Below are 21,701 nucleotides of genomic sequence, written 5' to 3' on the forward strand. Positions count from 1 at the left end.
ATCTTTATGCTTCCGTAATAATACGGTAGGACGCGCTAAATACGCCGCCTTCCTCCAATGCATTGCCCCATTCCCGTTCCGCAAGCGTTCCCCGGAAATCCTTATGATCACATCTGCCGTACCATGGCTCGATGCAGATAAAGGGGGCGTTTTTCCCCGGAGGGGACCAGAGTCCGAAGAGCGGCGCGTCAAACTGCACTGTCACAAAGGCGGTTCCCGCCGGATCCAGAAGCTTTACTTCATGGGCCTGTCCGCCCTCCACCACAAGGGCATCCTGGTCAAAAAGGGATTCCGTTATCGGAAGCCTGCCCTCCTCCAGGAAATAAGCCTCGTGATCGTCCGTCGCCAGCCCGTCCGGCCCGATAATCCTGGTTTCCAACGGTTCCCCGGAATCAAACCAGAAGCTGTAGCCCTCTTTATTTCCTTCCTCATTCAGAGGACAGGCAAAAGCCGGATGTCCCCCTATGGAAAAATACATGGTTTCGTTTCCCGTATTGATTACCCTCCAGAGCACTTCCACCGCTCTGCCCGATAATCGGTATCCCAGCTCAAGCCGGAAAGCAAAGGGATAGCATTCCTTTGTCCTGTCATCGGCGTCCAGGGCCAGCCAGATCTCTTCCGGCGTTTCCGATACCAACGTAAATTCCCTGTCCCTGGCAAACCCATGCTGGGACAGCGGATACGCCTTCCCTTCATAGACCGCCTGCTTATTCCTGTAATTGCCCACCAGCGGAAAAAGCACCGGAGAAACCCGTTTCCAATAGGCCGGATCTCCGTCCCACATATATTCCCTGCCGCTGCGTATATCCTTCAGCGACTTCAATTCCGCCCCCAGAGAGGCTATGCGGACAGCTATGTCCTCATTCCGCAGTTCATAATCCTCCATATCGATTCTCCCTTTTCCTTCCCGCAGGCAGCGACTGCTCATGCCGTATCAGTCGATGATATCCTCTTCGCTCCGCAGACTTTCCTCCATGCTCTCCGCCACTGCCTCCCGTATCTGTCTGGTGATCCTGCGCGCCATGGAAAAAATCCACAGATCGGACAGGCCGTCAAATACAAGGAAAATGCCGATCACCTTAATAGCCACACTCATTGCTTCAAAAGGATTCCATAAAAGAACACCTCCAAGCGCGATTGTCAGTCCGGCAAACACAAGCGCAAGCCACCAGAAGCTGTATTTCGCCCGTCCCAGATATACCGCCTGCTGCAGATCATAAAGCCCGTGAAGGATGAGGATGATCCCCATAATCACCGGAATCAGGCTGATAACAAAATCCGGCTTCAGTAAAATCCAGACACCGATAACCACAAACACAATGGTAAGAGCCAGATGGATCTGCTTCATAAAGGTACCCGGAGGCGTTGAAAAAAAGCTGACCAGATAAATGACCCCCATCAGCACCAGGATCGCCCCCAGCACCATACACACAATACGGGCCGACATATCCGGCCAGACAAACAGTACGATACCGCACAGGATACAGAAAAGTGCGGTAAAAACAACGGATGCCATGCTCTGCAGGCCATCCTTATGTCCCATAAAAGAAAGCTTCCGTTTCTGTACAAAATCTTTCATAACACACGACCCCCTTCCGATTACTTTTAACTTACTCTCCGCCCCTGCCTCTGTCAAGGGATTCCTCCCTTTTCCTCTGTCCGGGACGTGTCCTTGCCGCGGCCCGTCTGCGTTCCAGCACCCAAAACGTCAGATAACCCAGCATGGCTCCGAAGCAGTTCAGCAGGATATCATCCACATCGAAAGCGCCGAAGGCGGAAAAAAGCTGAAATACTTCTATTCCTGTCACAAATAAAAAAGCATTGCAGAGTACCCTCCACCAGGAACGGTACATCGGATCTGACCACGGAAGCAGGATCCCGAAGGGTACGAAGATCCCCACATTCCCAAACAGGTTTTCAAAGCTGTTCAGCCTGTCGTAGTAACGGATATACATACGCACCGTCTTGAAAAGGGTAAAATTGGCGGTCTCCAGACCCTCCAGAATCACCCCCTTTTCCCAGGTGTCCATAATTTCCCTCAAATGCTCCCAGGGATACTTGAAAATGATAAGCTTAATGGTAATAGCAAGGTAAACCAAGAACACGGCCCTGCGGATTTTCTTTTGCTGTTCCGGATCCTTTATCTGCATGGTAATGTATTCCGGTTCCTGCACATTGCTTCCTTTCTGCCGTTAATAACGCACTTCCATCAGGGCCAGCCCGCAGGCGGGCACCAGCGGCCCGGCACATTCCCTGGAACCGCTTTCCAGGATTGCGGTGACTTCTTCCGGCTTTCTGTTTCCTGCCCCCACCTCCAGCAGCGTACCCATAAGGATACGCACCATGTGGTACAGAAAACCGTCACCGGTGAAGAGGAAAATGATTTCCTCCGAAACGCGGTCAATCTGTATGGACTCTATCGTGCGCACGGTGGATTTTTTTCCTTTTTTGGATGAGGTAAACGCTTTGAAATCATGCGTTCCCGTCAGAAGGGCCGCCGCCTTGCGCATGGCCTCCACATCCAGCTTTTCCGCCGTCTGAAAGACATACCTTCTATCAAATATATGTGGCACCGCGCTGTTTAACACCCTGTACCGGTAGGTTTTGCCTTTTGCATGGAGCCGGCTGTGAAACCGTTCCGGCACCTCTTCTATAGCAATCACCCCGATATCCTCCGGAAGATAGCTGTTTATTTGATCCATCAGCGCCTGCGGCGTTTCCTCCGTATCCATATGGAAATTGGCTGCCTGTCCATACGCATGGACGCCGGCGTCCGTCCTGCCGGATCCCTGGACTTCCACAGGTTTTCCGGCAATCCGGGTAAGCAGGCGCTCCAGCTTTCCCTGTATGGTATTCTCGGCCGCAGCACCGGACAGCGGATCCGCATCTGCCTTACCTTGCTTCTGCCAGCCTTTGTATCTGGTTCCTTCATATTGAAGTACTATTTTAAAATTACGCAATCAGCAGACCTCCCAGGGATTCTCTTTCCCTTCCATAAACAGCTTGCAGCTGTGCAGGGAATCCCGCACCACTGTCCTGGTATAATTATCCGTATAAAAAGCCATATGATGGGATACCGTCACATTCGGGAATCCCCGTAAAACAGCCAGCTCCCTGTTATCCAGCACATCCGATTTCCGGTCATAATAATACAGGCCGAATTCTTTTTCCACCACATCCAGCGCCGCCGCTCCCACTTTGCCGCTTTCTATCCCCGAAATCAGCGCCTCCGAATCAATCAGGCCGCCTCTTGCGGTATTCACAAGGACCACGCCGTCCTTCATGGCGGAAAGGGTTTCTTTGTTGATCAGATGGCGGTTTCCGGCTGTCAGAGGGGTGTGCAGGGTGATGATATCCGCTTCCTTCCACATCTGTTCCAGGGACACATAGGAAGCATATTCCTTCACTTCTTCCTTCTCATATAAATCATAAGCCAGAATCCGGCAGCCAAAACCGCTCAGGCTGCGGATGACGGTCTGTCCGATGCGGCCGGTTCCGATAACCCCTACCGTCATACATTTCAGTTCCCTTCCCTGAAGCCCCTGAAGGGTGTAGTCCTGTATGGCCGTTCTTTCCAGAATACGCTTCATTTTACGGAGGCTCATTAAGATCAGCATCACCGTATAATCTGCCACCCCGTCCGGCCCATAAGGCGCGTTTCCCACATGGATACCGAATTCCTTCGCCGCATCCAGATCGATATGATCATAACCGATGGTCCGCGTTGTCAGATACCGGATGCCGCTTTTGGCAAACGCCTCCATCAGCTCCCTGGTAATCCGGGAGGTAATGATATCCACGCATTCACAGCCTGCCGTCACCCGGGCGATGTTATCCAAATCCGGCGCGTCGGGACAGGTGGACAAAGAAAGCCCCAGCTCCCGGCTGTATTGATCAAACCATTCGGCTTCATCAAAATCCCGCAGATTAAAAACAGCTATTTTTTTCATTTCTGATCCTCCAAATCTTCCTTGTTCAGCTTGCGGAACCGGTTAAAACCCGTTATCAGGATCCGTATGCTGTTTCTGGTGGTATCAAAAAGCCCCGCTTCGTACATTTTCACCACCACAATCCCGATAGGCACCGCCAGAATGATGCCCACCACGCTTCCAATCTTATACCCGATGAATAAGAGGAACAATGTGGGAATAGGAGGCATCCCGATGGAATCCCCCACAATTTTAGGCTGGATGATCTGCCGGATCAACTGGGCCACTCCCCAGATGATCATCAGGCTCAGGGCCATCCGGTAATCTCCTGCCAAAAGCTCTATCACAGCCCAGGGCCATAAAACCGCCCCTGTGCCGAAAATAGGAAGGAAATCCAGAACAGCGATGAGCAGCGCGATCAGCAGCGCATAATCCACCTTCAGGATCCACAGGCCGGCCATCAGAATCAGATATATCCAGATTTCTATTTTGCACTGGGCTTTGAAATAACCGCCCACCGCACCCGCAAGGCTGGAGGAAAGCACCTTCCATTTCTCCCGGAAGCCCTGGGGAAGGTATTTTTTGAGGAACTTTCCCACGTTCTCCTTTTCCGCCACAAAGAAATAGGAAGATAACAGGCACATGATGGTGCCGATAAGTATGGACGGGATATTTTTGGCGAAATTTCCAACAGCCGTAACCGTAGGGGCGCTCAGCCCATTGATGGCATCACCGATATACTGCACAAGCTTCTCGGATATAACGGATACATTTTCCCGTATTTCCAGGGGAAAGCGTGCATAAAAATCGGTCAGGTTTGTCCCCACCTGCTTCAGGTCGCTTTCCAGCCCCTTCCAGATATTAGGCAGATCGGAGATAAAACCGGCGCCCTCCGAAACAAGCTTGGCAATGACAAGGTATCCCAGGCCGACAACAAGAGCCAGCACCGCTATAATGACGATAGCCGAACCGGCCTTCCTGCGGATTTTTATCTTCTGCTCAAAAAAGCGGACCAGAGGATTGGCTATCATGGCAATAATCCAGCCCACCACAAAGGGCATGAAAAACCCCAGCAGCTTGGGCAGCACAAAAATAAGAAGCAGCAGCAGGACCACTGCCGTCAACAGATTCAAAACTGCTTTTATATACTTCGTCGAACCGGATTGCTGCATAACCAAACACCACCCTTCTTATTCTTCTCCGGCGAGCAGGCTGTCAATCACATCATAGATTTCTTCCCGTCCCTGTTTGGTCTGTGCAGAGAAAGGGATAATCACCGTATCTTTTTCCGTCTCCAGTCCCTCCCGCACCGTTTTGACCGCCTTCGGGATCTGGCTTCTGTTCAGTTTATCCATTTTCGTGGCAATAATAATGGGATGGTAGCCCTGATGGCAAATCCACTGATACATCTGCCTGTCATTGGCAGACGGCTCATGCCGGATATCTATCAGGAGAAAAACTGCCCTGAGCTGCCTGGAGCTGCGAAGATACCGTTCAATCATTTTTCCCCACTGCGCCTTTACGGATTCATTCGCCTTCGCATATCCGTATCCGGGCAGATCCACCAGATAAAACGCCTCATTTACATTATAAAAATTAATTGTCTGGGTTTTCCCCGGCTGGGAGGAAGTCCTGGCAAGGGACTTCCTGTTCATAATGCCGTTAATGAGGGAGGATTTGCCCACATTGCTCTTTCCCGCAAATGCAATTTCCGGGAGGCTGTTGTCAGGCATATTGCTGGTTATGCCGCATACGGTTTCCAGATTTACGTTTTTTATAATCATTGTGTTCCCTTCCTGTGACTTCCCCTTGCCGTTGCCCGTTTATTCCCCGGAGGTATCCGGCTCTCCGGCAAAAGCGTGCCCGATCACCTCTTCCATGCCCTCTACCAGGATAATATCCAGTCCGTTTTTGATTTCCCGGGAGATTTCTTCCACATCCTTTTCGTTTTCCTTAGGGATCAGAACAGTTTTCATTCCCGCTGTTTTGGCCGCAAGCAGCTTTTCCTTCAGACCGCCGATGGCAAGCACACGGCCCCGTAAGGTGATTTCACCGGTCATAGCCACATCCGCTTTTACCGGAACCTTGGTAATCGCCGACAGGATCGCCGTCGCCATGGTGATTCCGGCGGAAGGGCCATCCTTGGGCACCGCCCCTTCCGGTATATGGATATGGAAATCGTATTCGGTAAACGTATTCTCCGGCAGCCGGTACTGCCCGCTTACGGAACGGATATAGCTCACGCCGGTCATGGCGGATTCCTTCATCACATCGCCCAGCTGGCCGGTGAGCCGGATTTCGCCCTTCCCGGGCATCATATTCACCTCTACCTGCATAGTGACACCGCCCACGCTGGTCCATGCCAGTCCGCGCACAATCCCCACATCATCCTTGTCATTCACCTTATCCCTGGCAATTTTACGTTTGCCCAGATACAGCTCCAGGTTCCTTCCGGTCACATGGACATTCGCTTTCTTCTGTTCCAGCAGCTGTCTTGCCGCTTTTCTGCATATCTCACCGATCTTCCGCTCCAGCTCACGCACGCCCGCTTCACTGGTATAGGAAAGAATGATTTCCTTCAGGGCACCGTCACTGATGGTTAATTTCTTCTCATCCAGGCCGTTCTTTTTCAGCTGCTTGCTTATCAGATGCTCTTTTGCTATATGGAACTTCTCATTGGCCGTATAGCTGGTCACTTCGATTGTTTCCATACGATCCAGCAGCGGCCTGGGAATCTCCGCCGTGGAATTGGCGGTGGCTATAAACAGCACCTCCGATAAATCCACCGGGATTTCCACATAATGATCCCGGAAATGATTATTCTGTTCACTGTCCAGAACCTCCAGCAGGGCCGACGAGGTATCCCCCTTATAATCGCTGCTCACCTTATCTATTTCATCCAGCAGCATCAGCGGATTCTTTACACCGGCCTGCTTCAGCCCGGTTACAATGCGTCCGGGCATAGCTCCCACATAGGTGCGGCGGTGTCCGCGGATTTCCGCTTCGTCCCGTACCCCTCCCAGGCAGATGCGCACATACTTTTTATTCAGGGATTCCGCCACGCTTCTTGCGATGGATGTCTTACCGGTTCCGGGCGGTCCCACCAGGCAGATAATCGGGCTGTCTCCCTGCTTTGTCAGACTCCGTACCGCCAGGAATTCCAGGATCCGTTCCTTCACCTGTTCCAGGCCGTAATGATCCCTCTCCAGGATGTTCTCCGCCCTTTTTATATCCGTGTTATCCTTGGACATTTTGTCCCAGGGCAGATCCAGCAGCGTTTCCAGATACCCTCTTTCCACGGAGGACTCGGCGCTGCCCTGTCCCAGGCTCTTAAAACGGTTGATTTCCTTCTGAATCTTTTCCTTTACTTCCTTGCCCGCCTTCAGCTTATTCAGCTCCTGCTGGAACTGTTCGGCATCCGACATCACATTGTCCTCGCCCAGCTCCTCACGGATATAATTCATCTGTTCCCGGAGCATATATTCCTTCTGGTTTTTCTCCATCCGCGCCTTTACCTGCTCCGTAAGCTCCGTACGGATTTTGGCAACCTCGATTTCTTCATAAAGGATTCTTGCCAGTACCTGGTAACGGGTATCCAGATCGACCGCCTCCAGCACCTCCTGCTTCTTATCGAAGGTAACCGGCATGCTTTCAATCAGTTCATCCATTAGTATACCCAGGCTGAAGGTCCCTTCAAAATGCTTCAGCATAGTTTTCCCAATTCTGGGGAAAAAGGAGCAGAATTCCATAAAAAGCTCCCTCAGGTTGCGGATCATGGCTTCTTCCTCCACTTCCGCACCCTCCCGGAACTGGATGTGCCCTTCTTCATTCAGGTGCAGGGGCGCTTTTACAATTTCGATTTCCCCTATCAGATAGCGCTCCTCTTTTCCGGAAAAGCCGATTAACCTTGCCCTGTCGATTCCTTCCACAAGGACACGGACCACATTTTCCGGAAGTCTGGTCACCTGCTTAATCTGTGCCAGACATCCCATATGGTATACTTCCTCATAATCCGGATTGTCATCCTCAATCTCCTTCTGTGCCACCAGGAAAATCCTCTGGTCGCTCATCATTGCCTGCTCCACAGCCAATATGGATTTTGCACGGCTCAAATCAAAATGAATAACAAGGCCGGGCAGGACCGTCATCCCGCGCAACGCCACCGCGGGCACCTGAAGAACTCTTGCGGAAGCGTCTTCCTGTTCTCCCGCAGAGATAATATCTGTGATTATATTATCTAAACTCATGTTTTCAGCTTTTGTATTTTCTTCCATTGATTATTCCCTATTGTCTGAGGCCCTGCCCGGAAAACCATCCCCTTATCCCGGTATCCCGAAGCTTCCGCCTCTTTTACGAGTTACCATAAACGCCGCCCTTAAAAAGGGCGGCGTTATCTTTACCAACTACTTTGCTTCTCTATAATCTTCCAGTCGGCCCCCGGCTTCCTGATGAACAACCAAAGGCTTACTCTCTCCGTCCACGGCCTCTTTTGTGATAATGCACTGTTCAATTGTGTCGTCGGAAGGGATGCGGTACATCACATCCATCATCACGTTCTCCAGGATGGAGCGAAGTCCTCTCGCGCCGGTCTTTCTTTCCATCGCCTTAATGGCAATAGCTTCCACAGCATCCGGCTCAAAGTTAAGTTTCACATGGTCAAAGGAAAACAGCTTCTGATACTGCTTTACAAGAGCATTTTTCGGCTCTGTAAGAATGCGCATCATCGCCTCTTTGTCCAGTCCCTGAAGGGAAACATTCACAGGCACACGGCCAACGAATTCCGGAATAAGGCCATACTTTACAAGGTCGGTGGGATTCACCTCTGCAAGAAGTTCACCCATCTCCCTGGTGCTTTTATCCGCTATTTCCGCATTAAAACCAATTGACTTTCTGTCCAGGCGTGTCTCCACAATTTTATCCAGGCCGTCAAAAGCGCCTCCGCATATAAAGAGTATATTGGAAGTATCGATCTGTATAAGCTCCTGATGGGGATGCTTTCTTCCGCCCTGCGGCGGAACGCTGGCAACCGTTCCTTCTATAATCTTAAGGAGCGCCTGCTGTACACCCTCACCGGATACATCTCTGGTTATAGATACATTTTCGCTCTTTTTCGTAATTTTATCTATTTCATCAATATATATGATTCCGTACTGTGCTCTTTCCACATCATAATCTGCCGCCTGTATCAGCTTCAGGAGAATATTTTCCACATCCTCCCCCACATAGCCGGCCTCTGTAAGAGTCGTAGCATCCGCAATCGCAAACGGTACGTTTATAATCTTGGCAAGTGTCTGCGCCAGATAGGTTTTACCGGAGCCCGTGGGTCCAATCATAATGATATTGCTCTTCTGAAGCTCAACATCATCTTCATCCTTCTCAGCAGTCACGCGTTTATAATGATTATATACCGCAACTGACAGAACCTTCTTCGCCTCATTCTGGCCGATTACATAGTCATCAAGGAATTCCTTTATCTCCACAGGCTTCAGAAGATTGATGTCCATCGCCTCTTCCGGTGCTTCATCCTCGTACTCTTCCTCAATGATATCCGCACAGATATCCACGCACTCATCACAGATATAGACGCCGTTCGGTCCGGCAATCAGCTTACGGACCTGATCCTGCGTCTTATTGCAAAAAGAACATCTTATCTGGTCGTCTGAATTTCTACCTGCCATTTTTATACCTCAATTTTCCATCTCATAAAATAATTCGGGGTCAAAGCATACCGGATATACCATCCTTTCAGACGGTATACCCGGAAAAGTATTATGCCTGTTTCTGGGCATCTGCTCTTGATATGATGACACTGTCAATAAGGCCGTAAGCCTTCGCCTCTTCCGCCGTTTTCCAGTTATCCCTTTCGGTATCTGCCATAACGACTTCAAAGTCCTGACCGGTGTTTTGTGCAAGAATTCTTGCAAGTTTTTCCTTGGTCTGCAGGATATGCTTCGCGGTGATTTCTATCTCCGTTGCCTGTCCCTGCGTACCGCCGGAGGGCTGGTGAATCATGATTTCCGCATTGGGAAGAGCCATCCTCTTTCCTTTTGCGCCGCCTGCCAGAAGGAAGGCTCCCATACTTGCGGCCATGCCGATACAGATAGTGGAGACATCACATTTTACAAACTGCATGGTATCATAAATAGCCATACCTGCCGTAACGGAACCGCCGGGGCTGTTGATGTAAAGATGGATATCCTTCTCCGTATCCTCCGCTTCCAGAAACAGAAGCTGGGCCACTACCAGGCTGGCCGTAACATCGTTCACTTCTTCACCCAGGAAAATAATCCTGTCTTTTAAAAGTCTTGAATAGATGTCATAGGAACGTTCCCCATGACTGTTCTGTTCAATGACATAAGGTACTAAACTCATATAATCTGCCTCCGTTTCGCTTCTTAAAGTTTCTGTGCAGGAATTTACGCTCTATAGTGTAAGGGTTTCCCAAACACACTCTATATTATCGCACATACGTTTCTTTTGCAATAAGGCATACATTTAATTAAGAAAAGTTTTATAACCTGTTCTGATTATTCCTCACCTTTGGTTTTTTTAGCCTTGGCTTTCTTTTCCTTTGCATTTTCCCTTACAAAATCAGCAGCCTTGGAAACAGCCAGATCTTCCATGATCTGCTTCCTGCCTGCTTCTCCCATGATTTCCTTCACCTTATCGGCTTCCATCTTATAGGATTCTGCCATTTTCTGGATTTCCTTTTCAAAATCCTCTTCGGAAGCTTCGATCTTCTCAGCGGCGGCAACTGCTTCCAGAACCAGTCTGGACTGGATTCTCTTCAGCGCCTGCGGCTTAACGGATTCCATCATAGCAGCGGGAGTCTGTCCGGTATACTGGCAGTACATATCCATGTTCATGCCCTGCATCTGCAGTCTCTGTGCAAAATCATCCACCATCTGTCTCTGCTGTGTGGCAACCATGGCATCCGGGATTTCCATCTGCGAATCTTCAATAATCGCTTCGATTACCGCATCTTCCTTCGCATTCTTGGCATCCTGTTCCTTCTTCTCTGCCAGCTTCCTGCTGATGTCCTCTTTGTACTCAGCCATGGTTTCAAAATCGGAAACCTCGGAAGCGAATTCATCATCCAGCTCGGGAAGCTGTTTTTCCTTAACTTCCTTGATGCTTACTTTAAATAAAGCAGGCTTTCCTGCAAGTTCGCTGGCCTGGTACTCTGCGGGGAAGGTTACGTTAACCTCCACATCCTCGCCGGCGTTCCTGCCGATAAGCTGATCTTCGAAATTATCAATGAAGGAATGGGAGCCGATAGCCAGGGAATAATTCTCGCCCTTGCCGCCTTCAAAAGCAACGCCGTCCACAAACCCTTCGAAATCAATAACAGCAACATCTCCGTCTTCCACTGCTCTTTCCACAGTCACCATTCTGGAGTTGTTTTCTCTCTGCTGGTTCAGATCGGCTTCCACTTCCTCATCGGTTACCGCAGTATCGATCTTCTCCACCTCAACCCCTTTATATTTGCCCAGGGCCACTTCCGGCTTCAGAGCCACTTCCGCTGTAAAAATAAAGGGCTTTCCAGCCTCAATCTGTGAAACATCAACTTTAGGGGAGGATACAATCGTCTCTGTGCATTCCTCCACAGCCTTCTCATATGCATCAGGAATCAGCTCGTTTGCTGCATCTTCATAAAAGAATTCCTTGCCGTACATCTGCTCGATCATCTTGCGGGGCACTTTACCCTTACGGAAACCGGGAATCTGAATTTTTCCCTTATTTTTCTGATAAGCCTTCTCTATTGCCGCTTCCAGCTCTTCTGCCGGCACTTCAATGGTAAGCTTAGCCATGTTTTTTTCCAGTTTTTCCACCTGTAAACTCATTTTACTGCTTCCTCCTTGTATTTCACTTTCATGATTCCGTATTACTCAGGAACTGCATTTCCCGTTCCTTATCACTATCTCCGTTGCCTCCGGGTCTTCACAGTCATTTTACGATTATAGCATAAAGCATTGAAAAATACTAGCTTTTTTTGGGTTTTTGTATTATACTGATGACAGCCTGTATGAACGGCAATAAATTTCCTGATGGATTTTTTATTCCCTTTTGTACAGCCTGCAAGCTTACTATAACTTTTTTCTGAAACCAAAGGATTCCTGAAGTAAAGAAAGGGTGGCATAACGGAACCTATCACGCCTTCCCGGAGTCTGCCCGGGAAGGCTTTTTTAAGCTTTTCAGAGAGGAAATAATTATGGAAGAAAGAGTGGCCATCATCGGTATTTTTATCACGGACGGCAGCGCCGCTGCAAAGGTAAATGAACTGCTGCATGAATACAGTGACTGTATCATCGGCAGGATGGGTGTTCCCTGCCGGGAAAAATCCATGAATATCATATCCATCATTGTTAGCGCCGCTCCGGGCCGCATCAGCGCCCTGTCGGGCCGTTTGGGACGTATCGAAGGCATTTCTTCCAAGGCCATGCAGGCGCAGGTCAGGCCAGGTTCCTGATCGTAACAGTCAAGCCTTGCCGGAACTGTTACTCCTGATCCCACGCGGATAAGAAAACCGGCCCGCACAGATTACATCACAAACAAAGAAGGAGAAAATAAGTATGAAAAAAATGTTATCCGTTCTTGCTGCATTAACTCTGTCCGTTTCCCTGCTGGCAGGCTGCGGCGGAACTAATGCAAACCAGACCGAAACCCCTGCCGCTGCACCGGAGACCTCCTCCGCTGCGGAAACTGCTTCCGAAACCGCCTCCGCGGTACCGGAATCCTCCGAACAGGAAAGCAGCACTGTACCGGAAACTGCTTCCGATTCCGGGCAGGCTTCCGCCGTACGCGTTATGGCCCTGAAAGGCCCTACAGCCATGGGCATGGTTAAGCTCATGGATACCGCCGAAGCCGGTGCGGTCAACGGCAATTCCTATGAATTCACCATCGCTGCTTCCGCCGACGAGGTAACTCCCAAACTGGTGCAGGGAGAGGTGGATATCGCGGCGGTTCCCGCCAATCTGGCCTCTGTTCTGTATAATAATACAGAAGGCAAAATCCAGGTGCTGGCTGTGAATACCCTGGGCGTCCTTTATATAGTAGAAAGCGGGGATACCGTCCAGTCCGTCGCCGATTTGAAAGGAAAAACCATTTATGCCAGCGGAAAAGGCTCTATTCCCGAGTATGCCCTGAACTACATCCTTTCTTCCAACGGCATCGATCCGGAAAAGGATGTGACCATCGAATGGAAGTCCGAGCATTCCGAATGTGTGGCCGCCCTCGCTGCCGACGAAAGCGGGATCGCCATGCTGCCCCAGCCCTTCGTTACCACCGCCCAGACTAAAAATGATAACATACGTATCGCTCTTGACCTGACAAAAGAGTGGGATACCCTGCAGAAGGATACGGAAACTCCCAGCGCCCTTATCACCGGTGTTGTGGCAGTACGCGCGGATTTTGCCGCCGAAAACCCGGAGGCCGTGAACGCCTTCCTTGCTTCCTACAAAGAATCTGTGGATTATGTGAACGGCAATGCGGAAGACGCGGCAGCCCTTATCGAGAAATATGATATTGTCCCTGCTGCGGTGGCTGTAAAGGCACTTCCCTATTGTAACATTACCTTTATCGAAGGCAGCGAAATGAAAGAAAAGCTTTCCGGTTACCTGAACGTTTTGTCCGAACAGAATCCCAAAGCGGTGGGCGGCGCCCTGCCTGCCGATGATTTCTATTACCAGCGGTGACGTAACCGTACCGACAAGTACGGACTGATACGAAGTCACGCCTTTTTACGGAGGAAGATGCTATGGCAGACAACGGATACCGCCGTACGCGGTCCATCCCCATCACCGGCGGACGCCGCGGTGCCCGCCGGGCCGCTCCCCATAAACAAAACCGGATCCGCCTCTGGGCGGTAGTTCTATGGCTAATGGTCTGGGAACTTGCCAGCCTTTACATCGGACAGGAGATACTGCTGGTATCTCCTGTTTCCGTCCTGCGCCGTCTTTGCGGACTGGCCCTCCTGCCCGATTTCTGGGCTTCCATCGCTTTTTCCTTTTTCCGGATCATCGGCGGTTTTATGCTGGCTGCATTCTGCGGCACACTCCTGGCCGGCCTGGCCGGTGCCTTCGGCTTTTTCCGGGATCTGCTGGCACCTGCCATGGCGGCCATCAAAGCGACTCCTGTCGCTTCCTTTATTATCCTGGTACTCATATGGGTGCCCTCCAGAAACCTGTCCGTAATCATTTCCTTCCTTATGGTGCTTCCTGTCATTTATACTAACGTGCTGAACGGAATCCGAAGCACCGATCCCAAGCTGCTGGAAATGGCCCGTGTATTCCGGGTCCCGCTTATACGCCGCATCCGCTATATTTACCTGTCCCAGCTTCTCCCCTTCCTGCGCACAGGCTTTTCCCTGTCCCTGGGATTGTGCTGGAAGGCAGGAGTGGCCGCCGAGGTGATCGGCATCCCCAAAGGCTCCATCGGAGAAAAACTTTATGAGGCCAAGGTTTACCTGGAGACTGCGGATCTCTTTTCCTGGACCCTCGTGATTGTTTTGATCAGCGTTATTTTTGAAAAGCTTTTTCTCCGGCTGATTGACCGGGGTGTGGCACTCATTGAAAAAACGTAATTTCATATAACTGTTCAGACAGGTCTGCAGATTTCCTGCACAGACTGCAGGAAAACACAGCAGATGCAAGAGAGCGTCCGATTGTCTCGTTGCCTGCGGACATAACACAACAGCCTGACCGGATGGCCGTCAATTCTATGAAAACGCAGCTTACAGTAAGGAGGTATGTATGCCGGAAGATATACGAATCAACCAATTATCCAAAAACTATCATGGTAAAAAAGTGCTGGATGAATTATCCTTTACCATAAAATCCGGAGCCGTCACCGCTCTTATGGCACCCTCCGGGGCCGGAAAAACCACCCTGCTGCGCATTCTCATGGGTTTGGAGGAAGCGGATTCCGGTTCGGTGGAAGGCCTGCGTGGTCTGCGCCTTTCGGCTGTTTTCCAGGAGGACAGGCTCTGCGGGAACTTAAGCCCCCTTTCCAATATCCGCCTGACTGCAGGTACACATTTCCCCAGGCAGGTTATTATGCAGGCTTTGGAAGAAACGGATCTGCTTTCCTGTGCAACCCAGCCTGTAAGGGAGCTTTCCGGCGGCCAGAGCCGCCGTGTGGCCCTGCTCCGCGCCCTCCTCTCCCCTTATGAGCTGCTTCTTCTGGATGAACCATTTAAAGGGCTTGACACAAAAACACGACTCCGTATCATGGAGTACACCCTCACCTCTATCCGCCGGGATAACGACGCGGGCATTGCCAAAACGGTGCTTTTTGTAACACATGACGAAACAGAGGCTTCTTATATGGCGGCCGAAATCCTTCAGCCTTTTTCCATATAACTATCCTTCCACCAAGGAACGATACCACATTATTTTTGTATTTATGAGGTACCTATGAAAAAAGAACGACACTATTATGAAGCCTACGATGACAGATATAAACAGGTCCATCAACGATCGTTAAAATGGTTTTCTGATTCCCCTTCAAGAATTGTTGAAGAAACCTTGCTAAAATATAAAACAAACGACAATCCAAAAATTATTGAACTAGGCTGCGGAGAAGGAAGGGATGCTGTTTATCTGCTAAACAAAGGATATCATGTGACAGCTACCGATATATCTCCCGTGGTAATCGAACACTGTAAAGAATGGTTTCCCGATTATTCCTGTTCCTTTACCGTTTTGGATTGCCTGTCACGGCGGCTAAATGATACCTTCGACTTTATTTACGCCGTTTCCGTGCTGCATATGTTAGTCCTGGATAATGACAGAAAACGCTTTTATCAATTTATATATGAGCATCTCAGGGAAGATGGATTTGCACTCCTATGTACATTGGGAGACGGCAAAGAAGAATGGAGTTCAGATATTGGCTCCGCTTTTGAGCTGCAGAAAAGAACCCATGAAACAACCGGCCGGGAACTGGAAATAACCGGAACCTCTTGCAGAAAAGTTAATTTTAATACATTGGGCAAAGAACTCGCCGATAACAAACTTGAGCTGCTTGAAAGCGGAATAACCTCAATTGAGCCTGATTTTCCTGCAATCATGTATGCTGTTATAAAAAAGTATATTCCTGCCGAATAATTTTATATCCTGCAGAGAACTGCCGGTATGTTCTATTGCCTGATACCGGAATACCCTGTTATAAGACGGCAGGACAATCCTCATACTTTACGGACTGCTTTCAGAACAGTGTCCTTCCCTTTCCATTTTATAAGCCATTTGGAATCCTAAAGAACTAAACTGCATTATTTATCGCAATGGTACATAATGCGTTATCATATGGGTTACGGTATTTTCGGTCAAGAAATAAAGTCTGTTTTGTAATAAAATGATACTAAGGAAGGGGGTGACACGCTTGAAAAATCCTAACGCAATCAATGGCTCCATTGACTTTATTGAAAGCCGTTTGACCAAAGCAATAGACATAGGTGAGTTGGCACAGCAGGCGTTTTTCTCGAAAACGCATTATCAGCGGTTGTTTCGTGCCGCTGTTGGTGAACCTGTGATGGAATATGTAAAAAATCGCCGATTACAACTTGCTTGTCGTGATGTGTGTGCAGGAAGTACCGGGATTTTGCATATTGCACTTAAATATGGCTACGATTCTCACGAAGGTTTCACCCGGGCGTTTAAGGCATACTTCGGCGTGACACCCTCCGAATACCGTAAATATAGTTTTTCAAACGAAATGGAGGTAGTCATAATGTTATCGAACGAGGTATTAAACAGGATTGGACAAAATGCGGAAAAAACTTCCGCATTGTTAAGCAATTTCATTGAGGAAGCTGAAAAACTGGTTGCTTTTGCCTATGAAACGGCAAGCTCAGCGGGTGTTAAAGGCATACCAACAACCATCGTGGCAAATGAGTTAAGTAATCTTGCCAAGCGCATGGAGCAACTTAGAAATGAGAATGTAAGGAACTTGGCAGCAGGTGGTACGTCCTCTTTTGAAATGTTTGACAAAATATTTACCTTGATTCGCTGCATTGATGACGGGGTTTTCCAAATGAATCTGCTGCGTTTCTTTTGCGGTATTGAAACTGGGCGTATTTCCCCACCAAAAGACCAATTTGATGCGATTGAAGCAGATTATGCCAAGTTGTGCGGTCAATTTGTTGGGAATAAAGAATACATGATTACCTTAATGAACGAAGCGATTGAACTGCTTAATGAGGATATTAAACAAGAAGCTGCAAATTGCGTTGAAGCCTGTATCAGAAAGATGGATAAAGCCGTTGAGACTGGCGGGAACACTGCGGCATCAGCACATGTTGCCGCCAAATCATTGAACGGGTGCGGCAGAGCATTCTTATATATTGCCAAAGAGGTTAGCACAAGCATAAACGTATTGAAAAACATAACAGATGATTTCAAACATTTACACAATTTATCAACTGACCTTCATCAATTAGCCAACACCGCTTACAGCATGAACATTAACGGTTTCAATGCTTCCGTTGAAACCGCAAGAGAAGGCAACCTCGCCGAATGCGTAACCGCCACCGAAAAGATAATGAAATATACGGATGTTTTGCAAACAACTTATCACGAATGCGAAGCTCTTTGTTGTGAATACGAGCGTTTAATGGAATTAACAAAACGAAACGGCAAGCAAAGTGAACATGCACTTGCTGAAAAGCGTATTGACGACATCATTTTCCAAAGCAGGATATTATCGTCACAATTCGCTCTCGAATCAGAACGAATCAACTGCGAAACGATCCGTGCTCTTACTCAAACGGCCCTTACAGCCAACACAAATTTATTGAAAACCCGGAATGTTGCAGAATACCGTGAAGCAATTGCAAAATTCCTTCAAGAATTAAACAAGGAAGTTCCTGCATTGGAGGTTGGAGGCAGTTTTGCCTATTTCGCTAAAGAATATGCGTATTTTCTAGAACGCATTTAACTCCGGGGGGAAATCCTGTTGCGTCTTTGACGGGCGGCGGTTTTGAAATAACAATTTCAAGCCGCCGTTTATCATTTTAAAAAAGGAAGTTAGGGAAGCGTATTTTGTTTTCTTTCTATATATAAAGAAGAAAAAGACTGCATATGCTAACAGTATAACGATTTTCCCAGACAAAAACAACCTATTTACCCCCAAAAAACGCCTCTGAAAAATTACCATATATTGTCATAATAATTAAATGAATTCCGCAAATAATAACATCAAGATAAGCGACGGAAACAAACGGAACGCCGACATGCGAATTCAGACATCCCCCTGGATAAGCGGACGGCAAACGAATGTCGCCGCCCGCTTATCTAAAAAACAAAGAAAAATAGAAACAAGAATTACGGAGGTGAATTCAAATGGCAAGTTCTAACAGATCTAATAGAGTAGAGGTCCCTGAAGCAAAGGCAGCAATGGATCGTTTCAAAACTGAGGTTGCTTCTGAATTAGGTGTTAACTTAAAAGAAGGCTACAACGGTGACCTTACTTCCAAAGAAGCTGGTTCTATCGGCGGAGAAATGGTTCGTAGAATGATCAAGAAACAGGAAGAGCAGATGAAATAACTTTTTCTGCAGCAGAAATCCCGGCAAGCTATAAGCTTGCCGGGATATTTGTTTGTCCTTACTGCCTGTCCTTACTTATATTTGCCTGCCATTTGATTGCGTGTGTGCACCGCCATCTGTACTTTTTCTGCTGCTGTGCTGCCGGTCTTAATTTTTTTCAATTCGTCAACCAGATACTGAACGGCATCCTTTCTGGTAACTATTCCTATGAAGACCTTATCATCATCCACAACGGGAACAAAATTCTGCTTCATTATCCGCTCCATAAGCCCTTCCATATCCACATTAATATGTACGGGCTTATTATCCCGGTTCCTTATCATTTCCATAACGGAGATTTCCTCCATTTCGTGCAGCTCCGGAAACCCTTCCTTTTTCAGCCTCCAAAGGACATCCCCTTCCGTTATCGTGCCGATGTATTTTCCCCCGGAAGACAGCAGCGGAACCGCCGCATATCCGTGATGCTCCATCTTTTCCAGAACCTGACGAAGGCTGTCATTTTCTTCTACATAGGCCACTTCGCTTTTTGGCGTCAGAAAAAATAAAATATTCATTCGCTGTAATAACTCCCTTTTCTATTCCTTATCTGTCGTAGTAACGGTACCGTATCTTCGCAGTTACCTGTCGTATACAATTTTTTCCGCAAGCTCATCCGCCGCGTTCTTCCCCTGAAACTGCTCTACAATGGCAAGGCCGAAGGGTATGGAGCACCCCATTCCTCTTCCCGTTATGATATGTCCGTCCACTTCCGCTGCTGCTCGGGTAACAACAGCCCCTTCCAGGTGGCTTTCAAAGGTGGGGTAGGAGGTTGCCTTCCTTCCCTTCAGATATCCCCTGTGCCCGAAAATACTGGGTGCCGCACAGACAGCAGCGATGTACTTATCCCCGGATTGATAAAATTCATCCAGCCTGTCCATCAAAACCCCGCAGTTCTCCAGTCCTGTGGTTCCCGCCGTTCCACCAGGAAGGACAATCATATCCATCCGGGAAAAATCCGTTTCCGAAAGCGTTCTGTCCATTTTTACCGTTATCCCATGAGAACCTGTCACTTCTCCTGCTCCCGAAACCGAGATCATATCAATGGTAAGCCCTGCCCGTCTTACCAAATCCACCACAGTCAGCGCTTCAATCTCTTCATATCCTTCTGCAAAAAAAATCCCGATTCTGCTCATTTTTACTCCCATCCGCGCATTTTACGCGCTTATCCGACATATATTATTTTTTTGGCCTTACTTTTTTTTCCTATTCCCTTATGTCCTTGTTCATTGTACCAAAAAGCCGCCTGATATCCAATAAAAAAACTGTGAATATTTCCTTAATTTTATACGACGCCGGAATACAGTATATTATCATTGTCCTATCCTGCGGGCCATCTGAACAGTTACAAACACCCACAAAGCGCCTGTTTTTTCTTGTACGCCCCGGCACCCTGTGTTACACTGAAAGCAGGTCAAGTCAAATACCCCGCAGCTGACAAGCCAGGTATTCATGGCCTTGGCCCGCTTCACGCGGGAAGAATCTGCAGGATACGGTCCATGCAGGGAAAATGAGGAACCGATTATGGAAATAGAAAGAAAATTTACCATCAGACAACTCCCGGACTATCTCTCCGCTTACGACAGCCATCTGATTGAACAGGGCTATTTGAATACGAACCCGGTTGTCCGGGTCCGCAGGGAAGACGATACGTATTATCTCACCTATAAAGGAAAAGGCCTTATGGCCAGGGAAGAATATAATCTTCCCCTGAATAAAGAGGCTTATCATCACCTGATTGCCAAGGCGGACGGCAATATCATCACCAAACGCAGATACCTCATTCCACTGCCGCCCTATACCATTGAGCTGGATGTTTTCGAAGGTCTTTTTGCCCCTCTTATGATAGCGGAGGTGGAATTTCCCACCGAAGAAGAAGCGGAAGCCTTTGTTCCTCCCGCCTGGTTCCTGGATGAGGTAACCTATGATCCGGCTTATCATAATTCCACTCTAAGTACCAAGAAATTCTGATCGGCCGCGGTTTGCAGATCAAAAAAAGGAGACTGGATTTCAGTCTCCTTTTCGCATTCCGCATCAGCCGCTGATCTGCAGCAGCTTTGTTTTCAGTTCGTTTTCCATACGCGCCATTTCCACTTCCGCTTCCTGACGTTTCTGTCTGCCCTCCTGCTGGATGCGCATTACTTCGTCCAGCGTGGAAATCAGGGATTCGTTGGTAATCTTCAGTGTCTCCATATCCACGATTCCGCGTTCGGATTCCTTGGCGGTCTCGATGGTGGCTGTCTTGAGTGTCGCCGCATTCTTACGAAGCAGTTCGTTGGTCATATCCGTAACCTGGCGCTGTGCGGCAGCGGCCTGGGTGGAGTGTTCCACTCCCAGGGCGAGGACCATCTGGCTCTTCCACAAAGGGACGGTATTAACTATTGTGGACTGGATCTTTTCCACCATAAGCGTATCATTATTCTGTACCAGGCGGATCTGAGGAGCCGTCTGGATGGAAATCATGCGGGTAAGCTCCAGATCATGAAGCTTTTTCTCAAAACGGTTGCACATGGAATCCAGATCCCTGGCTTCCTGGGCGTCCTCAGGCAGTCCTGACTGCTGGGCTTTTGCCGTTATCTGCGCCAGTTCCCCTTCCCGGACCTCCTTCAGCTTTCTCTTGCCGGCCAGGATATACATGGACAGCTCTTTAAAATAGGTCTTGTTCAGCTCATACATTTTATCCAGCGTGGCGGCATCCTTCATCAGCTGTACCTGATGCCCCTCCAGAACCTGACAGATTTTATTGATATTGGTTTCGGCTTTGGCATATTTCGCCTTCATGGCCGTTATTTTATTTGCCGATTTTTTGAAGAATCCAAAAACGCCTCTTTCTTCTTCCGCATCAAAGCTTTTTAATTCGGAAACCACGCCGCTGAGAAGATCACCTACTTCTCCCAGATCCTGTGTCTTTACGTTATCCAGTGCCTTCTCGGAAAAGTCCGCCATCTTCTTCTGCGCACCTGCGCCATACTGCATGATCAGATTGGAATTTTTCAGGTCTATCTGTTTGGAAAAATCCACCACCATCTGCTTTTCTTCCGTGCTGAGCATGCTGTCATCCCAGCCTGCTTCGTCCTGCACAAGTCTTGTTTCCGGTGCAGGTGCGGGCGCCGCAGCCGCCTCTGGCATGGGGTTTAGTGTCAGTGTGGGCGTTGCGGTAAAATCTTTGAATTCTTCACTCATTTTGTATGCT

The 21,701-nt window shown here is 48.6% G+C and carries 21 protein-coding genes and 1 pseudogene; 8 read left to right on the forward strand and 14 right to left on the reverse strand.

Annotation, left to right across the window (positions count from 1 at the left end; genetic code table 11):
- Positions 1 to 4 precede the first annotated feature (4 nt).
- The 11 genes and pseudogenes from DXA36_RS13075 to tig form a co-directional block, all read right to left on the reverse strand.
- Positions 5 to 886, reverse strand: a complete 882-nt coding sequence (locus DXA36_RS13075; protein WP_118679967.1) for an aldose 1-epimerase family protein — start codon at positions 884 to 886, stop codon at positions 5 to 7.
- A gap of 48 nt (positions 887 to 934) precedes the next feature.
- The gene (locus DXA36_RS13080; protein ID WP_118679860.1) at positions 935 to 1,579 is read right to left on the reverse strand and encodes an HdeD family acid-resistance protein; all 645 of its coding nucleotides are present in this window, start codon (positions 1,577 to 1,579) and stop codon (positions 935 to 937) included.
- A 31-nt stretch (positions 1,580 to 1,610) separates the two neighbouring features.
- Positions 1,611 to 2,174 (reverse strand): VanZ family protein, encoded by a 564-nt coding sequence (locus DXA36_RS13085; RefSeq protein WP_118679862.1) that lies wholly within the window; start codon positions 2,172 to 2,174, stop codon positions 1,611 to 1,613.
- An 18-nt stretch (positions 2,175 to 2,192) separates the two neighbouring features.
- Positions 2,193 to 2,960: a tRNA pseudouridine(38-40) synthase TruA gene (truA, locus tag DXA36_RS13090; protein ID WP_118679864.1), complete on the reverse strand. Its 768-nt coding sequence runs from the start codon at positions 2,958 to 2,960 to the stop codon at positions 2,193 to 2,195.
- A complete protein-coding gene (locus DXA36_RS13095; RefSeq protein WP_118679866.1) occupies positions 2,961 to 3,950 on the reverse strand; it encodes a D-isomer specific 2-hydroxyacid dehydrogenase family protein in 990 nt (329 codons plus the stop codon).
- A complete protein-coding gene (gene ytvI, locus DXA36_RS13100; RefSeq protein ID WP_118679868.1) occupies positions 3,947 to 5,101 on the reverse strand; it encodes a sporulation integral membrane protein YtvI in 1,155 nt (384 codons plus the stop codon). The genes DXA36_RS13095 and ytvI overlap by 4 nt, the downstream gene beginning before the upstream one ends.
- Before the next feature lie 18 nt (positions 5,102 to 5,119).
- A complete protein-coding gene (gene yihA, locus DXA36_RS13105; protein WP_118679870.1) occupies positions 5,120 to 5,713 on the reverse strand; it encodes a ribosome biogenesis GTP-binding protein YihA/YsxC in 594 nt (197 codons plus the stop codon).
- A gap of 39 nt (positions 5,714 to 5,752) precedes the next feature.
- On the reverse strand, positions 5,753 to 8,203 hold the full coding sequence (gene lon, locus DXA36_RS13110; protein WP_118679872.1) for an endopeptidase La: 2,451 nt from the start codon (positions 8,201 to 8,203) through the stop codon (positions 5,753 to 5,755).
- Positions 8,204 to 8,332: 129 nt separating this feature from the next.
- On the reverse strand, positions 8,333 to 9,607 hold the full coding sequence (gene clpX, locus DXA36_RS13115; RefSeq protein ID WP_118679874.1) for an ATP-dependent Clp protease ATP-binding subunit ClpX: 1,275 nt from the start codon (positions 9,605 to 9,607) through the stop codon (positions 8,333 to 8,335).
- A gap of 91 nt (positions 9,608 to 9,698) precedes the next feature.
- Positions 9,699 to 10,304 (reverse strand): annotated as a pseudogene (clpP, locus tag DXA36_RS13120) (ATP-dependent Clp endopeptidase proteolytic subunit ClpP); the annotation flags it as partial.
- A gap of 152 nt (positions 10,305 to 10,456) precedes the next feature.
- Positions 10,457 to 11,773 carry a trigger factor gene (gene tig / locus DXA36_RS13125; protein ID WP_118679878.1) on the reverse strand — a complete coding sequence of 439 codons (1,317 nt, stop codon included), beginning with the start codon at positions 11,771 to 11,773 and terminating at the stop codon, positions 10,457 to 10,459.
- A gap of 368 nt (positions 11,774 to 12,141) precedes the next feature.
- Between tig and DXA36_RS13130 the strand changes: the two genes are divergently transcribed.
- The 7 genes from DXA36_RS13130 (at position 12,142) to DXA36_RS13165 (ending at position 18,472) form a co-directional block, all read left to right on the forward strand.
- The gene (locus tag DXA36_RS13130) at positions 12,142 to 12,399 is read left to right on the forward strand and encodes a TM1266 family iron-only hydrogenase system putative regulator (RefSeq protein WP_118679880.1); all 258 of its coding nucleotides are present in this window, start codon (positions 12,142 to 12,144) and stop codon (positions 12,397 to 12,399) included.
- 103 nt (positions 12,400 to 12,502) lie between these two features.
- A complete protein-coding gene (locus DXA36_RS13135) occupies positions 12,503 to 13,624 on the forward strand; it encodes an ABC transporter substrate-binding protein (protein WP_118679882.1) in 1,122 nt (373 codons plus the stop codon).
- 185 nt (positions 13,625 to 13,809) lie between these two features.
- A complete protein-coding gene (locus DXA36_RS13140; protein ID WP_243114647.1) occupies positions 13,810 to 14,511 on the forward strand; it encodes an ABC transporter permease in 702 nt (233 codons plus the stop codon).
- 169 nt (positions 14,512 to 14,680) lie between these two features.
- Complete coding sequence (locus DXA36_RS13145; protein ID WP_118679884.1) at positions 14,681 to 15,289, forward strand: ATP-binding cassette domain-containing protein; 609 nt, start codon at positions 14,681 to 14,683, stop codon at positions 15,287 to 15,289.
- Between the two features lie 54 nt (positions 15,290 to 15,343).
- Entirely contained in the window at positions 15,344 to 16,036 is a 693-nt protein-coding gene (locus tag DXA36_RS13150; RefSeq protein WP_118679886.1) for a class I SAM-dependent methyltransferase, read from the forward strand.
- 274 nt (positions 16,037 to 16,310) lie between these two features.
- Positions 16,311 to 17,864 (forward strand): helix-turn-helix transcriptional regulator, encoded by a 1,554-nt coding sequence (locus tag DXA36_RS13155; RefSeq protein WP_182479059.1) that lies wholly within the window; start codon positions 16,311 to 16,313, stop codon positions 17,862 to 17,864.
- A gap of 404 nt (positions 17,865 to 18,268) precedes the next feature.
- Positions 18,269 to 18,472, forward strand: a complete 204-nt coding sequence (locus DXA36_RS13165; RefSeq protein ID WP_009255824.1) for an alpha/beta-type small acid-soluble spore protein — start codon at positions 18,269 to 18,271, stop codon at positions 18,470 to 18,472.
- Positions 18,473 to 18,543: 71 nt separating this feature from the next.
- Here the strand turns inward: DXA36_RS13165 and DXA36_RS13170 are convergent, their stop codons facing one another.
- Positions 18,544 to 19,026: a CBS domain-containing protein gene (locus tag DXA36_RS13170; protein WP_118679892.1), complete on the reverse strand. Its 483-nt coding sequence runs from the start codon at positions 19,024 to 19,026 to the stop codon at positions 18,544 to 18,546.
- A gap of 63 nt (positions 19,027 to 19,089) precedes the next feature.
- Complete coding sequence (locus tag DXA36_RS13175; protein WP_118679894.1) at positions 19,090 to 19,644, reverse strand: DJ-1 family glyoxalase III; 555 nt, start codon at positions 19,642 to 19,644, stop codon at positions 19,090 to 19,092.
- Between the two features lie 388 nt (positions 19,645 to 20,032).
- On the opposite strand from DXA36_RS13175, the gene DXA36_RS13185 reads away from it, so the two are divergent.
- Positions 20,033 to 20,479, forward strand: coding sequence for a CYTH domain-containing protein (locus DXA36_RS13185; protein ID WP_118679898.1), 447 nt, complete (start codon positions 20,033 to 20,035; stop codon positions 20,477 to 20,479).
- 63 nt (positions 20,480 to 20,542) lie between these two features.
- Here the strand turns inward: DXA36_RS13185 and DXA36_RS13190 are convergent, their stop codons facing one another.
- Positions 20,543 to 21,691 carry a toxic anion resistance protein gene (locus tag DXA36_RS13190; RefSeq protein ID WP_118679900.1) on the reverse strand — a complete coding sequence of 383 codons (1,149 nt, stop codon included), beginning with the start codon at positions 21,689 to 21,691 and terminating at the stop codon, positions 20,543 to 20,545.
- Positions 21,692 to 21,701 lie beyond the last annotated feature (10 nt).

Origin of the sequence: Eisenbergiella sp. OF01-20 (assembly GCF_003478085.1) — a bacterium.
Lineage (GTDB): Bacteria > Bacillota > Clostridia > Lachnospirales > Lachnospiraceae > Eisenbergiella.

Bases quoted from the DNA above. Each gene is read 5' to 3' on its own strand.
- DXA36_RS13165 (WP_009255824.1), top strand. From the start codon at position 18,269: ATGGCAAGTTCTAACAGATCTAATAGAGTAGAGGTCCCTGAAGCAAAG.
- clpX (WP_118679874.1), bottom strand. From the start codon at position 9,607: ATGGCAGGTAGAAATTCAGACGACCAGATAAGATGTTCTTTTTGCAAT.
- DXA36_RS13150 (WP_118679886.1), top strand. From the start codon at position 15,344: ATGAAAAAAGAACGACACTATTATGAAGCCTACGATGACAGATATAAA.
- DXA36_RS13185 (WP_118679898.1), top strand. From the start codon at position 20,033: ATGGAAATAGAAAGAAAATTTACCATCAGACAACTCCCGGACTATCTC.
- DXA36_RS13190 (WP_118679900.1), bottom strand. From the start codon at position 21,691: ATGAGTGAAGAATTCAAAGATTTTACCGCAACGCCCACACTGACACTA.
- DXA36_RS13145 (WP_118679884.1), top strand. From the start codon at position 14,681: ATGCCGGAAGATATACGAATCAACCAATTATCCAAAAACTATCATGGT.
- yihA (WP_118679870.1), bottom strand. From the start codon at position 5,713: ATGATTATAAAAAACGTAAATCTGGAAACCGTATGCGGCATAACCAGC.
- DXA36_RS13170 (WP_118679892.1), bottom strand. From the start codon at position 19,026: ATGAATATTTTATTTTTTCTGACGCCAAAAAGCGAAGTGGCCTATGTA.
- DXA36_RS13140 (WP_243114647.1), top strand. From the start codon at position 13,810: ATGGTCTGGGAACTTGCCAGCCTTTACATCGGACAGGAGATACTGCTG.
- lon (WP_118679872.1), bottom strand. From the start codon at position 8,203: ATGGAAGAAAATACAAAAGCTGAAAACATGAGTTTAGATAATATAATC.
- DXA36_RS13080 (WP_118679860.1), bottom strand. From the start codon at position 1,579: ATGAAAGATTTTGTACAGAAACGGAAGCTTTCTTTTATGGGACATAAG.
- DXA36_RS13135 (WP_118679882.1), top strand. From the start codon at position 12,503: ATGAAAAAAATGTTATCCGTTCTTGCTGCATTAACTCTGTCCGTTTCC.
- ytvI (WP_118679868.1), bottom strand. From the start codon at position 5,101: ATGCAGCAATCCGGTTCGACGAAGTATATAAAAGCAGTTTTGAATCTG.
- DXA36_RS13095 (WP_118679866.1), bottom strand. From the start codon at position 3,950: ATGAAAAAAATAGCTGTTTTTAATCTGCGGGATTTTGATGAAGCCGAA.
- DXA36_RS13175 (WP_118679894.1), bottom strand. From the start codon at position 19,644: ATGAGCAGAATCGGGATTTTTTTTGCAGAAGGATATGAAGAGATTGAA.
- DXA36_RS13075 (WP_118679967.1), bottom strand. From the start codon at position 886: ATGGAGGATTATGAACTGCGGAATGAGGACATAGCTGTCCGCATAGCC.
- tig (WP_118679878.1), bottom strand. From the start codon at position 11,773: ATGAGTTTACAGGTGGAAAAACTGGAAAAAAACATGGCTAAGCTTACC.
- DXA36_RS13130 (WP_118679880.1), top strand. From the start codon at position 12,142: ATGGAAGAAAGAGTGGCCATCATCGGTATTTTTATCACGGACGGCAGC.